Here is a 19,489-nt window from a genome sequence, read left to right as displayed (position 1 = left end):
TTTCAGCGCGCCGTAACGCACCATCTCAAGTTAATAGTACCGGTCAAAATAAGGGTGTGTTACGCTCGGCTAACGCACCCTTATTTTTATGCAAATTCAGATCGATCCGATCTTAACCGTAACCGTCAACTATAAACGGTTTGCTATTAACTTGCTATCAACTATTGAGGAGTGAAAGAATGCAATGGGTCTGGAAACTTTCGCTAGCCTTCGCGATCGCGGGAAGTTTGGGAGGATTAGGAGAAAGCGCGATCGCGCAATCCCTGGAAGAATTCACCCCAGATAGCGATGCACAAATGGGTCACATCCCGTCCGTTTCGCGCCTTTCCGACGTGCGGCCGACGGATTGGGCTTACGCTGCCCTACAAGACCTGATTCAGCGCTACGATTGTCTTACAGGCTACCCAGACGGAACCTTTCGCGGCGATCGCGCCCTCACCCGCTACGAATTTGCCGCCGCACTCAATGCTTGTCTCGATCGCGTCCAAACCCTTATCCTTGGCGGCAACTTAGCTTCCCGCGACGATCGCGAAACCTTAAAACACCTGCAAAGCGAATTTGAAACCGAATTGACGCAACTGCGCGATCGCGTCGATACCCTTGAAGCTAGTACCGCCGTTCTCGAAGACCATCAATTTTCCACCACAACTAAACTGCGAGGTAACGTCTGGCTTAATTTTACCGGAGCTTACCCTACGGGCAATATCTGGGCGGAACGCAACCTCAACGCGCCGGAAAATCCCTATCTTCCCCCCGAACGCGATGCCAACAATCGCCCCACCCGCGTTCAACTCTCTGAGTCCCAAGAAACCTTCAGCTACAGCAGCGATTTTACCCTCACGACTTCCTTTACCGGCAAAGACTCGCTGGTTGTCGAACTCACTGCCGGTAACGGCAACTCTCCGGCGAATCAACTCGTTTCCGCCGGTTTTTACAACTCCTGGGGAACGCCCTTTCTCGATCGCACCGATGCTGCAACTCCCAACCAAGTCGTCCTGCGACACATTGCCTATACCTTTCCCGTCGGCGATAACTTGCGCGTTGCGGTCGGCCCCAGCTTAAACTACTACCGATACTTCGACAACAACCCCTACAACTTTTTTCCCATCGGCACGACGAGCTTTAACTCGAATGGTAGCACCCTTTTAAGCGCGATCGATCGCGGTCCGGGAGCCGTTATTACTTGGCAAATCGCGCCCCCCCTCGCTTTCACCATTGGCTATCTCGCCGAAAAAAACGAATATTTACCCTCGCCGCCTTTCCAAAGCGCCACGACTGACGGCTTTTTTAAAAGTTCCAATATCCTCTCAGCGGAACTCGATTACGCCCCCACCGACAACCTCAATCTACGCTTCATTTATGCCCGTTCTTCCCTCAAACCTTACAACGGTTATATTGGTGATGCTGTTGGCGAACCACTCCCTTATGGATTCGCCGATGATGGTTTCGGTGGCACAATTCGGAATTCCGGCGCGAATACCTTCGTCTTTAATTTCGATTGGTTAATGAGCGAAGGAATCGCCCTATTCGGACGCTATTCTTACGGAAATTTAGCTATTAATCCCATCAATCCTATCCGGACTGATGGCGAGATTCGCGTGCAATCTTTTCAAATCGGATTGGGTCTCCCCGATCTCGGCAAGCAGGGCGCATTGGGCGTTATTTCTTTTCTCGTTCCCCACCATTATTTAGAAGGTCGCGAGTTCCTTCTATCCGGCGGTGGCGATGGCGGTACGCAGTACGAATTGGAAGCTTCTTACTTCTATCCCATCAGCCAAAATATGGCAATTGTTCCGGCTTTATATACAATTTGGAATGCCAATAATTTTAGTAGCAATCCGGCTGTGTTTGTCGGGAATCTTCGCGCTCAATTTCATTTTTAGAACGGTGTTGTAGCGCTACGCAACTCGATGAGGACATTCGGTAGATTGGGCAGCGTTCGCCAGCCAATACTTTTGTGTGTTTAGAGATGAACTATTTGACCTTATTATATTAATTGAATATGAGGTTACACAGAATCGACTTCGCTCAACTTTAGTTGAGTTAATGGTGCGTTACGCTTTGCTAACGCACCCTACTTTTGATTCTGAATAAAACTTGTAGAGACGTTGTATGCAACGTCTCTACAGTCCGGCAATAGGGTAGATTTAATTAATCTTAGTTTCCCCAATGTTCGTACCACAATTCAAACACCAACAACGTCCATAATAACTTTCGATGGTCTTTACGACCGCTCAGATGTTCCTGCAATAATTGCTGCACGTAATTGGGGTTAAAAAATCCCTCTCGTTGCAAGCGTTCTGCCGATAGCATTTCTTCTAATAACGGACGCAATGGGCCGGAAAACCACTTCGCGACGGGCATATTAAAGCCTTTTTTACCCCTTTGAATAATCTCTTTCGGTAAGTAAGGACGCATGGCGCGACGCAGGATATATTTTGTTGTCAAGCCGTGCAATTTCATGTTGTGGGGCAGTTTGGCGACGTATTCTACTAAGGTATGGTTGAGTAGGGGGACTCGCACTTCGAGGGAGTTTGCCATACTCGCGCGATCGACTTTCGGTAAAATGTCGCCTTCTAAATACAATTTCAAATCGCAATATAACAACTGATTGAGGGCTTCTTGGGCTTGAGAATTACGCTGGTGTTGGAAGGCAATTTGATAGGTATCTCGTTCTTGTAATTGCGTCCAGGGTTGCAATAATTTTTGCTTTTGGGCGACAGTAAAGGAACCTAACCATTGATGGTGGCGCATAACAATGGGGATACCGCGTCCGCCGATAAAGCGACGAATTTTGAAGTCTAGGCTGATGTTATCAAAAGAGACGGGCAGGCGATCGACTAGCCAAGGGACGACGCGATGGCGCACAAATCCCGGCAATAACATTTCGTAGTATTCTACTAAGCGATGGGCTTGCAGCGTCGAATAGCCGCCAAATAACTCGTCGCCGCCATCGCCACCGAGGGCTACTTTAACGTGGCGGCGGGTGAATTGCGACAGGAGAAAGGTGGGAATGATGGAGGAGTCGCCGAGGGGTTCGTCGAGGACTTTGGCGAGTTGGGGGACGAGTTCGAGGACGAGTTTGGGGGTGAGGGTGAGTTCGTGATGTTCGGTTTGGAGGTGGCGGGCGGCGAGGCGGGCGTAGTAGGATTCATCGAAGGAAGGATCGTCAAACCGGATTGAGAAGCTTTTGACGTTACCGGGTGCTGCTTCTGCCATCAGTGCGGCGACGGTGGTGGAGTCGAGTCCGCCGCTGAGGAGTACGCCGACGGGGACATCGCTTACCATTTCTTTGCGGATGCTGCTGCGGAGGATTTCGAGGAGTTCGAGTTCGTATTCTTGGGCGGGTTTGGGTTGCAGGTTTTCGCTGCGGGCGAGGTTAACATCCCAATATTGCCAAATTTTTAAGTCGCCTTGGCTGTAGCTGAGGGCGTGTCCGGGGGGAAGTTTGGCGATGTTTTGAAAGATGGTGCGGGGGGTGGGGATGTATTCAAAGCTGAGGTATTCGTTGAGGGCGAATAAATCGACGTTGCGGGAGGTTCCGGGGTAGGCGAGGAGGGTTTTGAGTTCGGAACCGAAGAGGAAGGCGTTGTCGTGGAGGGTGTAGTAGAGGGGTTTGATGCCGAGGCGATCGCGCGCTACAATGAGGCGTTTGTTGCGATCGTCCCAGAGGGCAAAGGCATACATCCCGTTGAGGTATTCAAGGAAGTCGTCGCCAAATTCTTCGTAGGCGTGGACGAGGACTTCGGTATCGCTGGCGGTGTAGAATTTGTGACCGAGGCGAGTGAGGGAATGGGTAAGTTCGCGGTAGTTGTAAAGTTCGCCGTTGAAAACGACCCAAATGGTTTTATCTTCGTTATGGATGGGTTGTTGGCCGCTGCCGAGATCGATGATGGAGAGGCGACGCATTCCTAAGCCGACATTTTCTTTAGCGTAGATGCCTTTTTCGTCGGGGCCGCGATGGGTTATCGTAGCAGTCATGATTTCTACGATTTCGGGATGGACGGCGCGATCGCGATCTGCGTAGACAAACCCACAAATTCCACACATCGTTAAATAACTCTCTCAGATTGAGCAATGATTATACGCTGTTCGCTCTCGAATGTGTCGGCGCGATCGAGAAACGGAATTTTTAGCGCAGCTTTCTATAAAAAAAGCTAAAATTCTCCAGGAGAAAGAACGTAGGGTGTGGAGTGCGAAGCGTAAGGCACCATTATTTTGACTCAGATCGAGCAAGAGGGATACTCAACAAAAAGCTGAAAGCCAGTAGGGTGTGGAGTGCGAAGCGTAACGTACGATTATTTTGATTCGGATCGACCAAGAGCGACACTCAACTATCAATTATATAAGACGTTATCCATTATCCATTCTTACTGATGATAGAACAAGGAAAATTATGGGATAACCAAATTCCCGAAGACATTGCCCCAACTTTTAATGAGAATGCCCGCGTTGTTTTAGCACTCGGCGATGCGAAAGAAATTCTGTCTGCGGCCCCTACAGGATTTGCTAAGCTAATCGTTACGTCGCCTCCTTACAATCTGGGGAAGGCTTACGAAGTTTCGACCGCGATCGAGGAATATTTAGAGTCTCTTAACCCAATTGTAGATGAGTTAATTCGCGTTTTAGCGCCGGATGGGTCTTTATGCTGGCAAGTCGGAAATTATGTCAGCAAGGGGGAAGTGTTTCCACTCGATATTCTCTATTATCCCTTTTTTAAGCGCCACGGATTAAAACTCAGAAATCGCATTGTCTGGCATTTCGAGCATGGTTTGCACGCAAAAAAACGATTGAGTGGACGCTACGAAACTTTACTCTGGTTTACCAAGGGAGACGAATATACGTTCAATTTAGATGCGATTCGCGTGCCTTCTAAATATCCCGGTAAGCGCCATTTTAAAGGTGCAAAACGCGGTCAACCTTCGGGTAATCCTTTGGGCAAAAATCCCGGCGATATTTGGCGGATTGTCGAACAGGATTGGGAGGCGGAAGTCTGGAATATTCCTAATGTTAAAGCGAATCATCCGGAAAAAACGATTCATCCCTGTCAATTTCCGATTGAGTTGGTGGAACGGTGCGTATTAGCGCTGACGGAACCGGATGATTGGGTTTTAGATCCTTTTGCGGGCGTGGGTTCTAGCATTATTGCAGCTTTAGGCAGCGATCGCCGCGCAATGGGTTGTGAAAAGGAGGAGGATTATCTAGAAATTGCTCGGCAAAGAATCGCCGATTTAAAGGCAGGAACATTGGGTTATCGTCCTTTGGGTAAACCAATTCACGCTCCGAGCGATCGCGATAAGGTGGCGCAAATTCCAATTGAATGGAAAGGGGCGGAAACTCTATAATTCTTACCTCTTTAATCTTTCTAAATAAGGTAGCGGGGAGGAATAGAACTTCGCTGTTTTACCAAGTCTCATCGCGTTCTCTGTAGAGACGTTGTATACAACGTCTCTACAGACTTAATAAAAAGTTAAGACATTCTACCAATTTTCATTGATTTTGCACGATTCCTGAAGAGGGCATAACAATGTTATGTCCCTACGACGAAAAATTTATTGCATCGTAACTGAGAATTGGTATTATAAGCGCGTTGACTGAAAGATTCGATCGCACTGAAGGAAAGATAAACCAACAACTTGCGAAGTAATCCAAAGGAAGTAGAGTACGGATAGTACGCCCCTTGCGATCGCGTCTGATTTCAAAGCTAGGGAGGCTTCAAGTACGGTCTTTCCCCCTTCAGGTGGAATCCATCGTTTGGAGAATCCGCCAGAATAGTTATAAAAGAATTTTCGGTAGGATATCCCCATATGAGTAACTTAAATAAAGAGAAAATCGCAGAAGATTTAGGAAAAGTGAAGGAAGAAGGCAAACTTCGCCTAGAACGGATTCGCGATATTTTGAAAACAGCGGTCGCCCAAGCAACTTCGGAATTAAAGGATGGTTCGACCGAAATTCGCGGCGTGGTAAAAGAAGCCGTTTCAACCGCAGTGGAAGCGTTCCAAGAAAAAGGCGGGGAACTTAAAGAAGATGTCACTGCTTCAATTGAAGGCGCGATCGCAGGATTAAGCAGTACCCGACAAAATTCCCTCGCCAAAAAGCAAGTCGAAGTGAAAGAACTACAAAACCAACTCGACCTGGCTGAAACCGAAATGGCGACCGAAATCGATCGCACCCTAGACGAAATTCATACCGCTGGGGAAGGCAAATCCGAGCAAGTCAAAGAAGCGATCGAAGCGGCGATTGGAACGCTCAAAGATAGCGAAGAAGTCGCGCTGTTACAGAAGCGCTACGCTCAACTCAAGGCACAACTCGCGATCGTTCAAGCCAATCTAGCCAACCGTTACGGCGAACGCTACGATGATGTCAAACATTATTTCGACGATGCCAAAGCTTGGTACGATCGCGCCAAAACCGATCCCGATTCCACCGTTACGCTGGTTGAAGAAAAGCGCCAAGAGTTTGAACGCAAAATGGGAGAAACTGGCAGCGCGATTGCCAAGAAAGAGTATGAAATTAAACGCCAATTGCGCGAGCTTTGGAAATCCATGAGCGAAGTTTTTCAGGGTAAACACTAAGGCATCGAAAATTAAACCAGAATTAAGTTTTAACCCTCCAAGGGTTATCATCGCTGAAAGTTGCTTGAATTCGGATTTTCAAGTTTAACTTTCAGCTTTTTTTACGCTGAAACCCGGTCGAGTGCGCGTCGGGCTGCTTTTAAGGCTTTTCTCGAGGCAACAAGACTGATACAGTGTTAAGCGTCCCCTTAATGCTGGCGAAGAATTCAAAATTTCATGAGCGCACTTGACGATAAAACCGTAGTTAAAGATTATTTTAACGCCACAGGATTCGACCGCTGGCGCAGAATTTATGGCGATGGCGAAGTTAATAAAGTTCAACTCGACATTCGCAACGGACACCAAAGAACCATCGATACGGTTATCGGCTGGCTGGAAGCAGACGGCAATGTGTCAGAACTTTCTATCTGCGATGCGGGCTGCGGTGTGGGCAGTTTAAGCATTCCCTTAGCGGAAGCGGGGGCGACGGTGTTCGGTAGCGATATTTCCGAAAAAATGGTGGAAGAAGCGCGAGAACGGGCGCAGCAAGCGTTAAAAGACCCCAGTAAACTCACCTTGGCAGTGCAAGATTTAGAGTCGCTTTCGGGAAAATATCACACGGTTATTTGCCTCGATGTTCTCATCCACTACCCCCAAGAAAAGGCAGCAGAAATGATCGCACATTTGGCTTCTTTAGCCCAATCGCGAATTATTATCAGTTTTGCGCCCAAAACTTTGTGTTTAACTATTCTCAAAAAAATCGGCGAACTCTTCCCCGGACCAAGCAAAACGACGCGCGCCTATCAGCACCGAGAAGCAGATATTATCGCCCTTTTGGAGAAAGAAGGGTTTTCGATTCAACGCACGAGTATGACGAGTACGCGCTTTTATTTTTCCCGCATTCTAGAAGCAACGAGATAAATTATGAATTATGAGTGATGAGTGATTAATTGGGAATTACGAATTACGAATTACGAATTACGAATTACGAATTACGAATTACGAATTACGAATTACGAATTACGAATTACAAAATATGCTCCTTTCCGAACGATTTACCGAGGCTTTAACCTTCGCCACTCGACTCCACGCCCAGCAAGTCCGTAAAGGTTCGGGCGTGCCGTATGTGGCGCATTTGTTGGGCGTGGCGAGTATCGCGCTGGAGTACGGTGCAAGTGAGGATGAAGCGATCGCAGCCCTCCTCCATGATGCCATAGAAGACCAAGGCGGAATCCCAACGCGGGAGGAGATTCGCCGTCGGTTTGGGGATGCGGTAACGGCGATTGTGGAAGGCTGTAGCGACTCGCAAACGCTGCCTAAACCCCCGTGGCGCGATCGCAAGGAACGCTATCTGGCGCACCTAAAAACGGCTTCTGCGAGCGTTTTACTCGTAACCTCAGCCGATAAACTGTACAATGCGCGATCGCTCCTCAAAGATTATCACCTCGTCGGCGAAGACTTGTGGCAGCGCTTTGCGGGCGGCAAAGACGGGACGCTGTGGTACTATGGCGCATTAGTCAAAGCCTTGAGAGAGGCGGGTTCGAGTGCGTTAGTTGAAGAATTCGCCGCCGTTGTCGGGCAACTGCAATCCTGCGTCTTCGCCGCCGCGCGAGCCGAGGATGTACCCCCGATAGCGTACAATAAGGAGAAATATTGACGAGATCGCGAACGACATAAGGAGTTTTGTTTAATGAATGCCGATCAAATTCTGTTTAATTCTGCTATTCTTTCTTCGACCCTCATTCTCGTTGGCTTGGGATTAGGATTTTTGATTTTAAAAATTGCCAAGAGCAAGTCAGAAGAAGCGCAGAAATAAACGATTGTTTAAGAAGTTTGAAAAGCAAGAGAGAGGGAGCATTTTGCTCCCTTACCTTTTCTAGATAATTGATTAAGAAAAGCAGTTTAATCGAGGAAATTTTATGAAAGTCGCGATAACGGGTGCAACGGGATTTGTCGGCAGTCGGTTAGTGGAAAAATTGGAGCAAAATGGCGATCGCGTTCTTGTCTTCACCCGCAACCCAGAAGGGGCGCGATCGCAATTTCCTGCTAGCGAGTTTCCCAACGTCGAGATCGTCGAATATACTCCCACAGAATCGGGCGAATGGCAAAGCGCGATCGCCGGATGCGACGGTGTTGTTAACTTAGCCGGAGAACCCATCGCCGAAAAGCGCTGGACTCCCCCCGTCGAACAAAGCATCCTGCAAAGTCGCCGCCTGGGAACCCAAAAAATTGTCGAAGCCATCGCCAACGCCAACCCCAAACCGCAAGTCCTCGTCAACGCCTCCGCCATTGGTTACTACGGCACTAGCGAAACGGAAACCTTCGATGAAAAAAGCCCTGCGGGAAACGATTTTCTCGCCAGCGTTTGTAAAGCGTGGGAAACAGAAGCCGAAAAAGTGAAAGCCGCTGGAGTCCGCTTGGTTATCTTACGCTTGGGGATTATCGTTGGTAAAGGCGGCGCGATCGCGAAAATGTTAACCCCTTTCCAAATGTTCGTCGGCGGGCCGATTGGAACCGGCAATCAGTGGTTTTCCTGGATTCACCGCGAAGATGTCGTCAATCTGATTCTCGAAGCCCTCAAGCGCCCCGACATGGCGGGAACTTTCAACGCCACCGCCCCCAATCCAGTACGGATGAACCAGCTTTCTCAAAGCTTGGGTGAAGTCCTCAAACGTCCGTCTTGGTTGCCCGTTCCCAGTTTTGCCCTCGAACTCCTGCTGGGCGACGGCGCGAAAGTCGTCCTAGAAGGGCAGCAAGTGCTTCCCAAAGCCACGCAAGCGATCGGATTTAACTATCAATATCCGACGATTAAACCGGCGCTAGAATCGATTGTTTCTTAAGTCATTAAATTGAACTTGGGGAAAAATCTCAACCGTTCATCGATAACGATAACTGAAAATGGCTATTTGGGTAAACGAACAACTCGATCCGTCCGGTCTAGTCTATGCCTGTATTGCAACTCGCAATGAAAAACTAGCACGAGATTGCCATCAATCTTTCCAAAATAACCTCAGCGACGAACAAAAATCTAGCGGCTGGAAAGCACAAATGCGAACGGTTGAATCCTGGGATGACGTGCCGGTGAATTCGTTGAAATTAAGTTAATAGTAGATTTAAATCGCTCGTCTTAAAATTCTGGGGAGGGTGACAAGCCCCTACTCTCAGGTCTGGAGCAAGAATTACGAACTACGAATTACGAATTATCGGCGATATTCTCGCCAAGCTGCAATCGCCCCAGAACGAAAATCGATCGCGATCGCATTCTCAGTAAGCGTCCCCTCCTGCCAAGACCACTCAACCACCGCGCTGTTTCCTTCCACCACAATATGGTGAATCGCGATCGCAATCTCGCCGCAACGCTCAAAATAAGCCGCCGTTACCCGAGCGATTTCTGCCCGTCCGACGAGGCAAGCGCCATTCGACAGCACCACCTCAGCATCAGGCAGAAAAAGCCGCGAAAACGCGATCGCGTCTTTTTCCCGACAAGCTTGCGCCGCTTGGCGAATGCAGTCTCTCATCTCTTCCGCCGTCATTCTTTGGTTCCTTGGGGCAAATCAGAATTGTCTATTATCGAATGGCACTCACTTAAGGCTGGTGGGCGCTGCCCACCCTACGAAATATCAATGCTTTGAGCTATTTCAGTGCCATTGTCCATTGTCCATTATCAATTATCAATTATTCATTATCCCCAAACCGCCCCGCGAGGTTCGGGAACCTACACTTACTCCAACTCCCCCTTCCCAGGCACTATATAGGAGTACGAAGAACGCAAGCAAGAGTAGAACGCTATTATAGATTCAGTTCCTTGCTTTCTACGAACTGTAGTAACACTGGAGCAAGACTTTAGATTATGGGAAAAGTTGTTGGCATTGACTTAGGGACGACGAACTCCTGCGTAGCTGTTGTAGAAGGGGGCAAACCGACTGTAATCGCTAACGCAGAAGGATTTAGAACCACACCTTCCGTTGTCGCCTATGCTAAAAATGGCGATCGCCTCGTCGGTCAGATTGCTAAACGCCAAGCGGTAATGAACCCTGGCAATACTTTTTATTCGGTAAAACGCTTCATCGGTCGTCGCTTTGAAGAAGTCACCAACGAAGCCACCGAAGTTGCATACAAAATCCTCCGCGATAGCAGCGGTAACGTCAAACTCGACTGTCCCGCCGCTGGCAAGCAATTCGCGCCCGAAGAAATCTCCGCTCAAGTTCTCCGCAAACTGGTTGACGACGCAAGCAAATACCTCGGCGAAACCGTCAAAGAAGCAGTAATCACCGTTCCCGCTTACTTTAACGACTCGCAACGCCAAGCCACCAAGGATGCAGGCAAAATTGCCGGTATCGAAGTCAAACGGATTATCAACGAACCGACCGCTGCATCGCTTGCTTACGGTTTGGATAAAAAGAGTAACGAAACCATCCTCGTTTTTGACTTAGGCGGCGGTACGTTCGACGTATCCATCCTAGAAGTCGGCGACGGCGTATTTGAAGTCTTAGCAACCTCCGGCGATACTCACCTCGGCGGCGACGACTTCGACAAAAAGATCGTAGATTTCCTCGCCGACCAATTCAAAGCAACCGAAGGCATCGACTTGCGCCAAGACAAACAAGCGCTGCAACGTCTCACCGAAGCAGCAGAAAAGGCCAAGATCGAACTATCGAGCGTCACTCAAGCAGAAATCAACCTGCCCTTTATCACCGCGACGCAAGATGGTCCCAAGCACCTCGATACGACGCTGACTCGCCAGAAATTTGAAGAACTCGCGGCAGACTTAATCGAACGTTCGCGCATTCCGGTAGAAAACGCCATCCGCGATGCCAAAGTCGATAAAAGTGCCATTGATGAAGTCGTTCTCGTCGGCGGTTCGACTCGCATTCCCGCCGTTCAAGAATTAGTCAAGCGCGTTCTGGGCAAAGAACCGAACCAAACGGTAAACCCGGATGAAGTCGTTGCGGTCGGCGCGGCAATCCAAGGTGGCGTTCTGGCAGGCGAAGTTAAAGATATTCTCTTGTTAGACGTAACGCCGCTGTCCTTGGGCGTTGAAACCCTCGGCGGTGTCATGACCAAGATTATCGCGCGCAACACCACGATCCCGACCAAGAAATCGGAAGTCTTCTCGACGGCAGTAGACGGTCAAACCAACGTAGAAATTCACGTTCTCCAAGGGGAACGGGAAATGTCGAAAGACAACAAGAGTTTGGGAACCTTCCGCTTAGATGGTATTCCTCCGGCGCAACGCGGCGTACCCCAAATCGAAGTTACCTTTGACATCGATGCGAACGGTATCCTCAACGTCACGGCGAAGGATAAGGGTACGGGTAAAGAACAATCGATCAGCATTACCGGCGCTTCGACGCTGCCCGATACGGAAGTCGATCGCATGGTGAAGGAAGCTGAAGCCAACGCCAGCGCCGATAAGGAACGCCGCGAGAAAATCGATCGCAAGAACCAAGCCGATTCCTTAGTCTATCAAGCTGAGAAGCAGCTTAGCGAACTGGGCGATAAGGTTTCGGATGCCGATAAGAGCAAGGCTGAAGAGTTAATTAAGAGCCTGAAGGAAGCGATCGCGCAAGAAGATGATGATAAAATTCAATCTCTTCTGCCCGAATTGCAACAAACCCTCTACAGCATCGGCAGCAGCGTTTATCAACAAGCCGGTGGAGGCGTACCCACCGATGATATGGGCGACGGTGCTGGCCCCTCTGACAGCACGGGCGGCAGTTCCGGCGGCGGCGACGATGTAATCGATGCTGAATTCTCCGAAACCAAGTAAACAACCTGTCTTGATTTAAGTCCCCCTAAGTCATCAGTTTATTGAGGCAAAGAACGTAACGGTTCTATTGCCTCTTTTTCTATCCCAATTCTTGGCAACTTCGTATTAAACTTGTATGAGTTGAAAAGAAGCATCGAGCCACTCAAACCCCTCAAAAGATGAGCGTTAAAATTCACTTTTTACCCGATGATGTGACGGTAGAAGCTCGTGTGGGAGAACCGATGCTGTCAGTAGCGGCACGCGCGGGCGTTATTATCCCCACGGGATGCCTGATGGGATCCTGCCATGCTTGCGAGGTAGAATACGACGATGGAACTCCTTTCTGCGCTTGTATTACGGCTGTTCCTGCGGGGTTTGAAGAATTGACCATTCATTTATACTCCGATCCGCTTTGGTAAGATCTCGATTTTTAAGTATAAGTAGGTTGACGAAAATAACCTTAACTTGAAGAGGGCGGGTTTTGCACTCCTGAATTCACATCATAGCAAGGGTTTTAGCTAAACCCGCCCCTACAAAAGGGACGTTCAATTGAACGTCCCTACTGTTACAACGGGTTAAAGAATTGATTGTATGCAACGTTCCTACATTTCAATCAACGAATTCACACAGATATTTAATATTCACCTGAGCGGCATCGTAGACAATACTTTCCTGATTAATGACATTAGCCATCCCCGGACGCACATAAGTGCTATCGAATCCCGGAAGAGGATAACTGCGCTTGGGTTTTTGGAGGTGGAAGGTTTTGCCCATCGCAAACTCGCACAAAAGCATGAAGGCGCGTTGGTTCCCACTGCCAGAAGCATTCCAATAGTTAGTCGCATAATTCAGGGCTTTAGTCGATTGTTCGGAACCATAAATGCCGTTACCGAACATCCGTCCCGTACATTGAATGGCGCTGCTAGGGGGAATCACTAAGCCGCCCTTGAAGATGCTGAGTAAGTTACTGGCTTTTGTTCCGTGCCAGTGGAGTTTGACGTTGCCAATAGCGCTAGATTTTTGGGCGAAGGCGCGCTGCATGGACGGAATTTCGATTTCGTAGATGCGCCGCAGTTTGTAATTAGCAGTTAAATGGTGGGGGTTGAGGGTGGATTCGTAAAGTTCCCGCAATTGGTGGAAAGTGGATCGCCCTTCGGGGGTACTACCGGGAACGCGACGCAGGCTACAGTCGAAAATTTTCGGGTTCGGTTCGGTTTGCATTAAGGCAGTATCGAGCGCTTCTAGCAGTTCTTTTTGGCGTTGTAGTTCGGCTTTGGTGCGAAATATCGATGCGTCTAAGCGGATGCCGACTTTTTGGGGGATGAGGCGCAGGTATTGGCTGACGAGGTGGCGCAGGAGGCGATCGCTTTTTCGGGGCGGTGCGGCCATTTGTTCGAGGTACAATCGAGCTTGGGCGATCGCGTCGCGGGTAACAAGCCCGAGCGGCGTTCTAAAGTTTCCCGTCGCCGCGTTGTAAGCAATGTTGGTTTGAGAAACGATTTCGTGAATGTTGACTTCTGTTAAGTAGCGGATTAATTGCTGGGCGCGCGCATCTTCACCATAGCGAATTTGGGAAGCCGCGATCGCTTCTAAATCCTGCTGCGTCGGCTGGTTATCGATACCGTCGTCGGCGAGAACTTGCGCTTCGGTATAGCCCTTATTGAGCTTTTGCTGCTTCATTTGTTCGAGCTTATCGAGCGCCAGCTTCGCGGAATGGTAAGATTTTTGCTGCGACTGCAACTGAGCGCCGACTCTGCCCCATTCGGCAATAAAAGTTCCATCGTTGTAAGCGCTGCCCTTCCAAACTTTATTGGAATTTTCCGCCACTTCAACGTAAATTAGGGTGCAGCACTCCAAGAGCGCGCGCGATACGACTGCGGTACTCATCGGTTTTAGGTTTTCGTTTTTAGTAAGTTTGCGTTGCCTTTTCAGTGCGGTGCAATTACAATTCGAGCCGATGCGAAATTCGTTTCGCCTCGAACTAAACCGCGCTCTTGTATTGGTGCGATGCCTTGGGAGGGCGATCGCTCGCGCCACCCCGACTCAATTCTGTATAGCTGAATTCGATCTGAATCCATACTAACAAACGTTGATTAAAAAGTCAATATACAGAACTAACGGCTTGACTTGCTCTTGAGCTACGAATTATTGCTCACTCCACTGCAATCCAATCTAAAATGGCTTTTGCAGTCTCTTGGGGTTTTTCTAAGTGAGGAACGTGACCGCAGCGATCGATCCAAACTAATGTACTATTGGGTATTTTTTGCTGAAAAGTTTGGGCGGCTTTCGTCCCTAAAATTTGGTCGTTTTGACCCCAAATAATCAAAGTTGGCGTTTGCAGGGTTGAGAGTCGAGCGGCGAAGGAACCGTAACCGCCACTTTTAGTGAAAGCTGCGATCGCGCGATTCCATTGCGGTAATTCTAAATGGAGGGCGGCGCAGAGTTGCGCGTCGGTACTAGCGAGACTTTTATCGTAGTAGGCGGCGCGACTAATTTGTTGTCGGACTCTTGGGCTGCGGAGAAATTCTGTCGCGAAGGAATCCAACGGCGAGAACATGAACCTACTGCTTAAAGGCGGATTTGTCAACCCCGCACTATCGATTAAAATTAAAGCAGATACGGCTTCGGGGTAAGTCAGTGCAAAATCAATCGCGGTTGCTCCTCCCATCGAAGCCCCGACTAAAATAACAGGCTGTTGAATTAATGCTTCCCAAAAAGCGTAGAGATGAGTTTTAATTGCCTGCGTTCCGAAGGAAATGCCGACGGCGCGATCGGTAAAGCCAAATCCGAGTAAATCCACCGCTCGAGTTTCATTTTCTGCGGCTAATAAGGGCAACAAACGACGAAATTCAATAGCAGAACTATCGAATCCGTGTAGGAGGAGAATGGGCGTACCGCCGTTTCCTTGACTGACGTAAGTGGTCGGGATGGGGCTTGTCGATAAGGGCGTTGCGATGGCTTCGCACTGCATTTGTTGCAAGAAAGCGATCGATGTTTCCTCGCTCAATCGTTCTGCTGCCGCTGGAATAAAAGTCGGAAACATTAAATTAATGTAAATGGTTAGGGATGAATTCTCAATAATAAGTTAGCAATGAATGATAAATTGACAATTTTTATGATTTATACTCAATTTCCTAACGTTTAGGGGCAACCCGAAGCGCGCGATGAAAAATTTTAACGTTCCTTGCGAACGAAAAAAAGATGTAGCAAGCTCGAAACGAGGGACAGCAAGATCGAACCGATGAATGCAGCGCCAACATCATCCACTCTAAACCCCGAAGGCGTAAAATAACTAGCTAGGGCAAAACAAATGGCATTTACCACTAGCAAGAATAAACCCAGAGTCACGAGGGTCAGAGGCAAGGTGAATGCAATCAGGAGCGGTCTAACAATCGCATTAACCAAACCAAAAACCGCCGAGCCGGTTAAGGCAGCAGAAAGACTGTCAATTTCTATCCCCGGTACGACTCGAGCGGTGATGAGGAGCGAGATCGCCGTAACGATCCAAGTGGCAATGAAGTGGGTCATGGGATCGAACGAAGCGCAAAACAGTCTCCTCATTGTAGGGGAAAAGAGTTGAGAAAATCGATCCGGAGAAAGGTGCTTAGAATGTGTTTATTAAAGTAGTAGTGGATTGCAATTGTCCTTACTTTCAGAAAGCTCCAAATCTTTCCGACAACGAGAAAAGGAGGAGCAAGCGCGGTATTTCCAGGGAAAATGACAGGTTTACTGCCCGTTAAGGGGACTAGCTCCAAAATTTTCAATTTTTCAAGATCGGAGTGCGGCGATCGAGATTATGTCACTTTTCGTTTAATCTCCTATCCTGAATCCAGAGTGAGCGATCAAATATTTTTTCCCATATTGTGAATGATTCGCATCTGCGCCCGCAACTCTCAATGTCCCAACCGAGGTTCTTTCGACTGTAGCCTCCTACAATTGACGATTGAAGCTTGTCCCCCCCTACTGGCTGGCATTTTTATCGATTGTCAGTGGATTTCAGGGAATTTTAGGAGGGAGGTTTTCAATGTCGCTTGAAAAGAAAGATTTGTCGGTCTCGTCCGCTGAACCAGAGATGGAATCAGAAGCTAAATTAACGGGCAGCGATTTTCGGGTGCGGGAAACCAAGCGCTCAAAAGGCAAGCCGTTCAGCTTCCGCTCCGATGTCGTGTTGATGACTGACGCAAAAGAGAGGTTCGTGCTGATTTCCCCCAATGTCGAGCGTTTCTTTGGCTACACGGTGGGCGAAGTGAAAGCATTTGGGACTATCGAAAAGTTGTTTGGGCAGGGGTTACAGGAGATTGAGGGACAGATGGCGGGTCAAGAAAAGGGGAGGCTCGATCGAGCGCTCCGGGATAAGATGGGACGAGAGCGCTGGTTTGAGATTGAGGTTAAACTGCTATCGGCTCCGGAGGGCGGAAAATTGTACCTCTGTCGCGATATCAGCGATCGCAAAAAGCTCGAATCGGAGCGCGATCGACTCGCGAATCTCCTGCGGGCAAAAAATGCCGAACTCGCTCGCTTAAAACAAAAGCTGCATCAAGAAAAGCATCATCGCAAGCGTGCGGAGAGTCAGGCTAAACGGAAATCGCAATTGTTTGATGCGGTTATCGAGAATATCCCTTATGCCATCTTTGTTAAAGAAGTACAGAATTTAAAATTTGTCTACTCCAATCCCGCCGCCGAAAAACTCCTCGGTTGTTCGGAGCAAGAACTGCTCGACAAAACCGATCGCGACCTTTTCTCACCAGAAATCGCCGATCGCATCATCGCTGAAGATCGCGCTTTTTTAGCCAGCGGTGCGACTCATCAAACGGTTGAAGAAACGCTACCCACGAGCGCGCCCTCCCACGATAGTTTGCGCGATCGCCAGCAAACGCGCTTGCAAACTCAAAAAATTCTGATTTCCAACCCGCGAGGAGTTCCTGAATATTTACTCAAAATTAGCTTCGATCTGACGGCGATCGCTGAGTCCGAACAAGCCCTACAAAGAAGCGAGGCGACCAATCGCGCGCTGTTAAGCGCGATTCCGGACTTAATGTTTCGCGTCAGCCGGGATGGAACCTATCTCGATTGTCAAGAAACAAAAGCCCTTCATGCCGTTCTGCCTTCCCACGAACTGATCGGCAAAACCTTTAGAGAGGTCTTACCCCCCAAGAACGCGGAGTTGGGGATGGAGAATATCGAGCAAGCGTTGAAGGGGGAGAAGGTAGAAACTTGCGAGTATCAGTTAAGCGACAATGACGGCAAGATGCTGGATTACGAGTCGCGCACGGTTGCCTGCGGCGAAGATGAGGTATTAGTTTTAGTGCGCGATATTAGCGATCGCAAATCCGCCGAACAAGCCCTCAAGGCGAGCGAAAATCGTTTCCGGGCAATTTTTGAACAGGCGGCGATGGGAATTATTTTGTTTGGCAGCGACGGTTCTTTTTGCCGCGCCAATCAGAAGTTTTGTGAAATTGTGGGCTATAGCAGCGAGGAGTTGCGATCGCTCAACGAGATCGAGTTAACGGAGGGCGAAGATCGGGCGCTTTATCAAAGCAGGCTTCAAAAGTTGTCGAGCGGAGAATGCTTTAGCTGTTCGATGGAAAAGCGCTACCGGCACAAAAACGGGGAATCGATCTGGGTCAATTTTACCGCTTCCCTGCTGCGCGAAGGCTCCGACTCCCAGCAGTATCTCGTCGCCGTGATTCAAGATATCCGAGATCGAATTTTTGCCGAAACCAGCTTGCAGGAAGTTTGCACGAACTTGCAGGCACGAGAAGCGCAGTACAAAATCCTGACCGATCGCGTCCCCGTTGGTATTTTTCAAACCAATAGCTCACAAGATATCGTTTTTGTCAACCCCTTTTGGTGTAAGTTAACGGGGATGACTCCGACGGAGGCTTACGGTAAAGGTTGGATGCAAGCGCTCCATCCCGAAGATCGCGATCGCGTCTTAAGCGAATGGGCGAAAGAACCCGAACGGCGCGATCGCAACTCCTTATTTCGCTTTCAACGGCAAACCGACGGTCAAGTCTTTTGGGTTCTTGGGAATAGCACGTCCCTGCGCGATGCGGAAGGGCGCTACCAAGGCGAGATCGGAACAGTCCTCGAAGTCACCCAACACAAACAAGCCGAAGACCATTTAAAGCGGCAAGCAGAGCGAGAACGTTCCATCGGAGCGATGCAAGAGCGCGTCCGCCGCTCGCTGGAACTGGATACGATCCTCACGACAACCGTTGAGGAAGTGCGCCAATTTCTTCAAAACGATCGCGTATTAATTTATCGGTTTAACCCCGATTGGAGCGGAGCGGTTGTTGCCGAATCGGTACGAGAACCTTGGATACCCGTACTCGGTCAGACCGTGCGAGATCCTTGTTTTCGTGATGAGTTGGTTCAAGCGTATAAAAACGGCAGAATTCAGGTTTTAAATGACCTCCAATCGGCAAACCTAACCCCCTGTCACTATCGCTTGCTCGAACACTTTCAAATCAGCGCGAATTTAGTCGTTCCCATTTTCCAAGGCGATAATCTCTGGGGCTTGCTCGTCGCCCATCACTGCGAAGCCCCTCACCTCTGGCAACAAGCAGAAATCGATTTCCTCAAACAACTGGCGACTCAAGTGGGGATTGCGACTCAACAATCGCAACTGTATCAGAAGTTGAAGGAGGCCAATCAAAAACTTCATCACCTCGCTACGGTGGATAGTTTGACGCAAGTGGCGAACCGTCGTTGTTTTGATGCTTACCTGCAAGCAGAATGGCGGCGGATGACGCGAGAAAAAAGTTCGTTGTCTTTGATTTTGTGCGATATCGACTACTTTAAGCTCTATAACGATACTTACGGCCATCCGGCAGGCGATCGCTGTTTGCGTCGGGTGGCAACAGCTTTGCGCCGCACGCTGAAGCGCCCTGCCGATTTAGTCGCGCGCTACGGCGGCGAGGAGTTTGCGATTGTTCTACCGCATACGGACGAACAGGGAATGCGGTGGATTGCAGAATTGTTGCGACAGGCTGTGAAGCGGTTGAATATCGAACATTCGGCTTCACCGGTTTGCGATCGCGTGACGCTGAGTTTGGGGGGAGTGGCCCTCGTTCCGACGCGGCTGAACAGTTGGCAAGCCTTGATAGATGGGGCAGATCGCGCCCTCTATCAGGCAAAGAAGGGCGGCCGCGATCGCGTTGCTGTTTATAAAGATTAACAATAA

At 49.1% G+C, this 19,489-nt stretch carries 17 protein-coding genes; 11 read left to right on the top strand and 6 right to left on the bottom strand.

Going from position 1 to position 19,489, the window contains the following annotated elements:
• The first annotated feature begins 179 nt into the window (after window positions 1-179).
• Window positions 180-1,883 (top strand): iron uptake porin, encoded by a 1,704-nt coding sequence (locus H6G50_RS08800; RefSeq protein WP_190715289.1) that lies wholly within the window; start codon window positions 180-182, stop codon window positions 1,881-1,883.
• 274 nt (window positions 1,884-2,157) lie between these two features.
• Here H6G50_RS08800 and asnB read toward each other — a convergent pair whose 3' ends face one another.
• Entirely contained in the window at window positions 2,158-4,050 is a 1,893-nt protein-coding gene (asnB, locus tag H6G50_RS08795; protein WP_190715287.1) for an asparagine synthase (glutamine-hydrolyzing), read from the bottom strand.
• Window positions 4,051-4,376: 326 nt separating this feature from the next.
• Here asnB and H6G50_RS08790 point away from each other — a divergent pair, with 326 nt between their 5' ends.
• The 7 genes from H6G50_RS08790 (at window position 4,377) to H6G50_RS08760 (ending at window position 9,659) form a co-directional block, all read left to right on the top strand.
• Entirely contained in the window at window positions 4,377-5,345 is a 969-nt protein-coding gene (locus H6G50_RS08790; protein WP_190715284.1) for a site-specific DNA-methyltransferase, read from the top strand.
• Between the two features lie 462 nt (window positions 5,346-5,807).
• Complete coding sequence (locus H6G50_RS08785) at window positions 5,808-6,575, top strand: histidine kinase (protein WP_190715282.1); 768 nt, start codon at window positions 5,808-5,810, stop codon at window positions 6,573-6,575.
• A 216-nt stretch (window positions 6,576-6,791) separates the two neighbouring features.
• Window positions 6,792-7,475, top strand: a complete 684-nt coding sequence (gene bchM, locus H6G50_RS08780; RefSeq protein ID WP_190715280.1) for a magnesium protoporphyrin IX methyltransferase — start codon at window positions 6,792-6,794, stop codon at window positions 7,473-7,475.
• Window positions 7,476-7,590: 115 nt separating this feature from the next.
• Window positions 7,591-8,211, top strand: coding sequence for an HD domain-containing protein (locus H6G50_RS08775; RefSeq protein ID WP_190715279.1), 621 nt, complete (start codon window positions 7,591-7,593; stop codon window positions 8,209-8,211).
• Window positions 8,212-8,244: 33 nt separating this feature from the next.
• Window positions 8,245-8,370 carry a PetM family cytochrome b6-f complex subunit 7 gene (locus H6G50_RS08770; RefSeq protein ID WP_190715278.1) on the top strand — a complete coding sequence of 42 codons (126 nt, stop codon included), beginning with the start codon at window positions 8,245-8,247 and terminating at the stop codon, window positions 8,368-8,370.
• Window positions 8,371-8,473: 103 nt separating this feature from the next.
• Window positions 8,474-9,394 (top strand): TIGR01777 family oxidoreductase, encoded by a 921-nt coding sequence (locus H6G50_RS08765; RefSeq protein ID WP_190715277.1) that lies wholly within the window; start codon window positions 8,474-8,476, stop codon window positions 9,392-9,394.
• A 58-nt stretch (window positions 9,395-9,452) separates the two neighbouring features.
• Window positions 9,453-9,659 (top strand): glycogen debranching protein, encoded by a 207-nt coding sequence (locus tag H6G50_RS08760; protein ID WP_190715276.1) that lies wholly within the window; start codon window positions 9,453-9,455, stop codon window positions 9,657-9,659.
• A gap of 95 nt (window positions 9,660-9,754) precedes the next feature.
• Here the strand turns inward: H6G50_RS08760 and H6G50_RS08755 are convergent, their stop codons facing one another.
• Window positions 9,755-10,087 (bottom strand): nuclear transport factor 2 family protein, encoded by a 333-nt coding sequence (locus H6G50_RS08755; RefSeq protein WP_190715275.1) that lies wholly within the window; start codon window positions 10,085-10,087, stop codon window positions 9,755-9,757.
• Window positions 10,088-10,404: 317 nt separating this feature from the next.
• Here H6G50_RS08755 and dnaK point away from each other — a divergent pair, with 317 nt between their 5' ends.
• Both dnaK and H6G50_RS08745 read left to right on the top strand, forming a co-directional pair.
• Window positions 10,405-12,324 carry a molecular chaperone DnaK gene (dnaK, locus tag H6G50_RS08750; RefSeq protein ID WP_190715274.1) on the top strand — a complete coding sequence of 640 codons (1,920 nt, stop codon included), beginning with the start codon at window positions 10,405-10,407 and terminating at the stop codon, window positions 12,322-12,324.
• A 158-nt stretch (window positions 12,325-12,482) separates the two neighbouring features.
• Window positions 12,483-12,722: a 2Fe-2S iron-sulfur cluster-binding protein gene (locus H6G50_RS08745; protein WP_190715273.1), complete on the top strand. Its 240-nt coding sequence runs from the start codon at window positions 12,483-12,485 to the stop codon at window positions 12,720-12,722.
• A 190-nt stretch (window positions 12,723-12,912) separates the two neighbouring features.
• On the opposite strand, the gene H6G50_RS08740 is transcribed toward H6G50_RS08745, so the two are convergent.
• From H6G50_RS08740 to H6G50_RS08725, 4 genes are all read right to left on the bottom strand, one after another.
• Window positions 12,913-14,190 carry a WGR domain-containing protein gene (locus H6G50_RS08740; RefSeq protein WP_190715271.1) on the bottom strand — a complete coding sequence of 426 codons (1,278 nt, stop codon included), beginning with the start codon at window positions 14,188-14,190 and terminating at the stop codon, window positions 12,913-12,915.
• 41 nt (window positions 14,191-14,231) lie between these two features.
• The gene (locus tag H6G50_RS08735) at window positions 14,232-14,381 is read right to left on the bottom strand and encodes a hypothetical protein (RefSeq protein WP_190715269.1); all 150 of its coding nucleotides are present in this window, start codon (window positions 14,379-14,381) and stop codon (window positions 14,232-14,234) included.
• 74 nt (window positions 14,382-14,455) lie between these two features.
• On the bottom strand, window positions 14,456-15,346 hold the full coding sequence (locus H6G50_RS08730) for an alpha/beta hydrolase (RefSeq protein ID WP_190715267.1): 891 nt from the start codon (window positions 15,344-15,346) through the stop codon (window positions 14,456-14,458).
• A gap of 131 nt (window positions 15,347-15,477) precedes the next feature.
• On the bottom strand, window positions 15,478-15,831 hold the full coding sequence (locus H6G50_RS08725; RefSeq protein ID WP_190715265.1) for a phage holin family protein: 354 nt from the start codon (window positions 15,829-15,831) through the stop codon (window positions 15,478-15,480).
• Window positions 15,832-16,327: 496 nt separating this feature from the next.
• On the opposite strand from H6G50_RS08725, the gene H6G50_RS08720 reads away from it, so the two are divergent.
• Window positions 16,328-19,483, top strand: coding sequence for a PAS domain S-box protein (locus tag H6G50_RS08720; protein ID WP_190715263.1), 3,156 nt, complete (start codon window positions 16,328-16,330; stop codon window positions 19,481-19,483).
• The last annotated feature ends 6 nt before the right edge of the window (window positions 19,484-19,489 follow it).

The sequence above is a fragment of the Oscillatoria sp. FACHB-1406 genome (assembly GCF_014698145.1).
GTDB lineage: Bacteria > Cyanobacteriota > Cyanobacteriia > Cyanobacteriales > Spirulinaceae > FACHB-1406.
This window is presented reverse-complemented; position numbering and strand designations above follow the sequence as displayed.

Coding starts and splice junctions, on each gene's coding strand:
- H6G50_RS08720 (WP_190715263.1), top strand. CDS start 16,328: ATGTCGCTTGAAAAGAAAGATTTGTCGGTCTCGTCCGCTGAACCAGAG.
- H6G50_RS08785 (WP_190715282.1), top strand. CDS start 5,808: ATGAGTAACTTAAATAAAGAGAAAATCGCAGAAGATTTAGGAAAAGTG.
- asnB (WP_190715287.1), bottom strand. CDS start 4,050: ATGTGTGGAATTTGTGGGTTTGTCTACGCAGATCGCGATCGCGCCGTC.
- H6G50_RS08740 (WP_190715271.1), bottom strand. CDS start 14,190: ATGAGTACCGCAGTCGTATCGCGCGCGCTCTTGGAGTGCTGCACCCTA.
- dnaK (WP_190715274.1), top strand. CDS start 10,405: ATGGGAAAAGTTGTTGGCATTGACTTAGGGACGACGAACTCCTGCGTA.
- H6G50_RS08725 (WP_190715265.1), bottom strand. CDS start 15,831: ATGACCCACTTCATTGCCACTTGGATCGTTACGGCGATCTCGCTCCTC.
- H6G50_RS08765 (WP_190715277.1), top strand. CDS start 8,474: ATGAAAGTCGCGATAACGGGTGCAACGGGATTTGTCGGCAGTCGGTTA.
- H6G50_RS08735 (WP_190715269.1), bottom strand. CDS start 14,381: ATGGATTCAGATCGAATTCAGCTATACAGAATTGAGTCGGGGTGGCGC.
- H6G50_RS08755 (WP_190715275.1), bottom strand. CDS start 10,087: ATGACGGCGGAAGAGATGAGAGACTGCATTCGCCAAGCGGCGCAAGCT.
- H6G50_RS08730 (WP_190715267.1), bottom strand. CDS start 15,346: ATGTTTCCGACTTTTATTCCAGCGGCAGCAGAACGATTGAGCGAGGAA.
- H6G50_RS08775 (WP_190715279.1), top strand. CDS start 7,591: ATGCTCCTTTCCGAACGATTTACCGAGGCTTTAACCTTCGCCACTCGA.
- H6G50_RS08800 (WP_190715289.1), top strand. CDS start 180: ATGCAATGGGTCTGGAAACTTTCGCTAGCCTTCGCGATCGCGGGAAGT.
- H6G50_RS08790 (WP_190715284.1), top strand. CDS start 4,377: ATGATAGAACAAGGAAAATTATGGGATAACCAAATTCCCGAAGACATT.
- H6G50_RS08760 (WP_190715276.1), top strand. CDS start 9,453: ATGGCTATTTGGGTAAACGAACAACTCGATCCGTCCGGTCTAGTCTAT.
- bchM (WP_190715280.1), top strand. CDS start 6,792: ATGAGCGCACTTGACGATAAAACCGTAGTTAAAGATTATTTTAACGCC.
- H6G50_RS08770 (WP_190715278.1), top strand. CDS start 8,245: ATGAATGCCGATCAAATTCTGTTTAATTCTGCTATTCTTTCTTCGACC.
- H6G50_RS08745 (WP_190715273.1), top strand. CDS start 12,483: ATGAGCGTTAAAATTCACTTTTTACCCGATGATGTGACGGTAGAAGCT.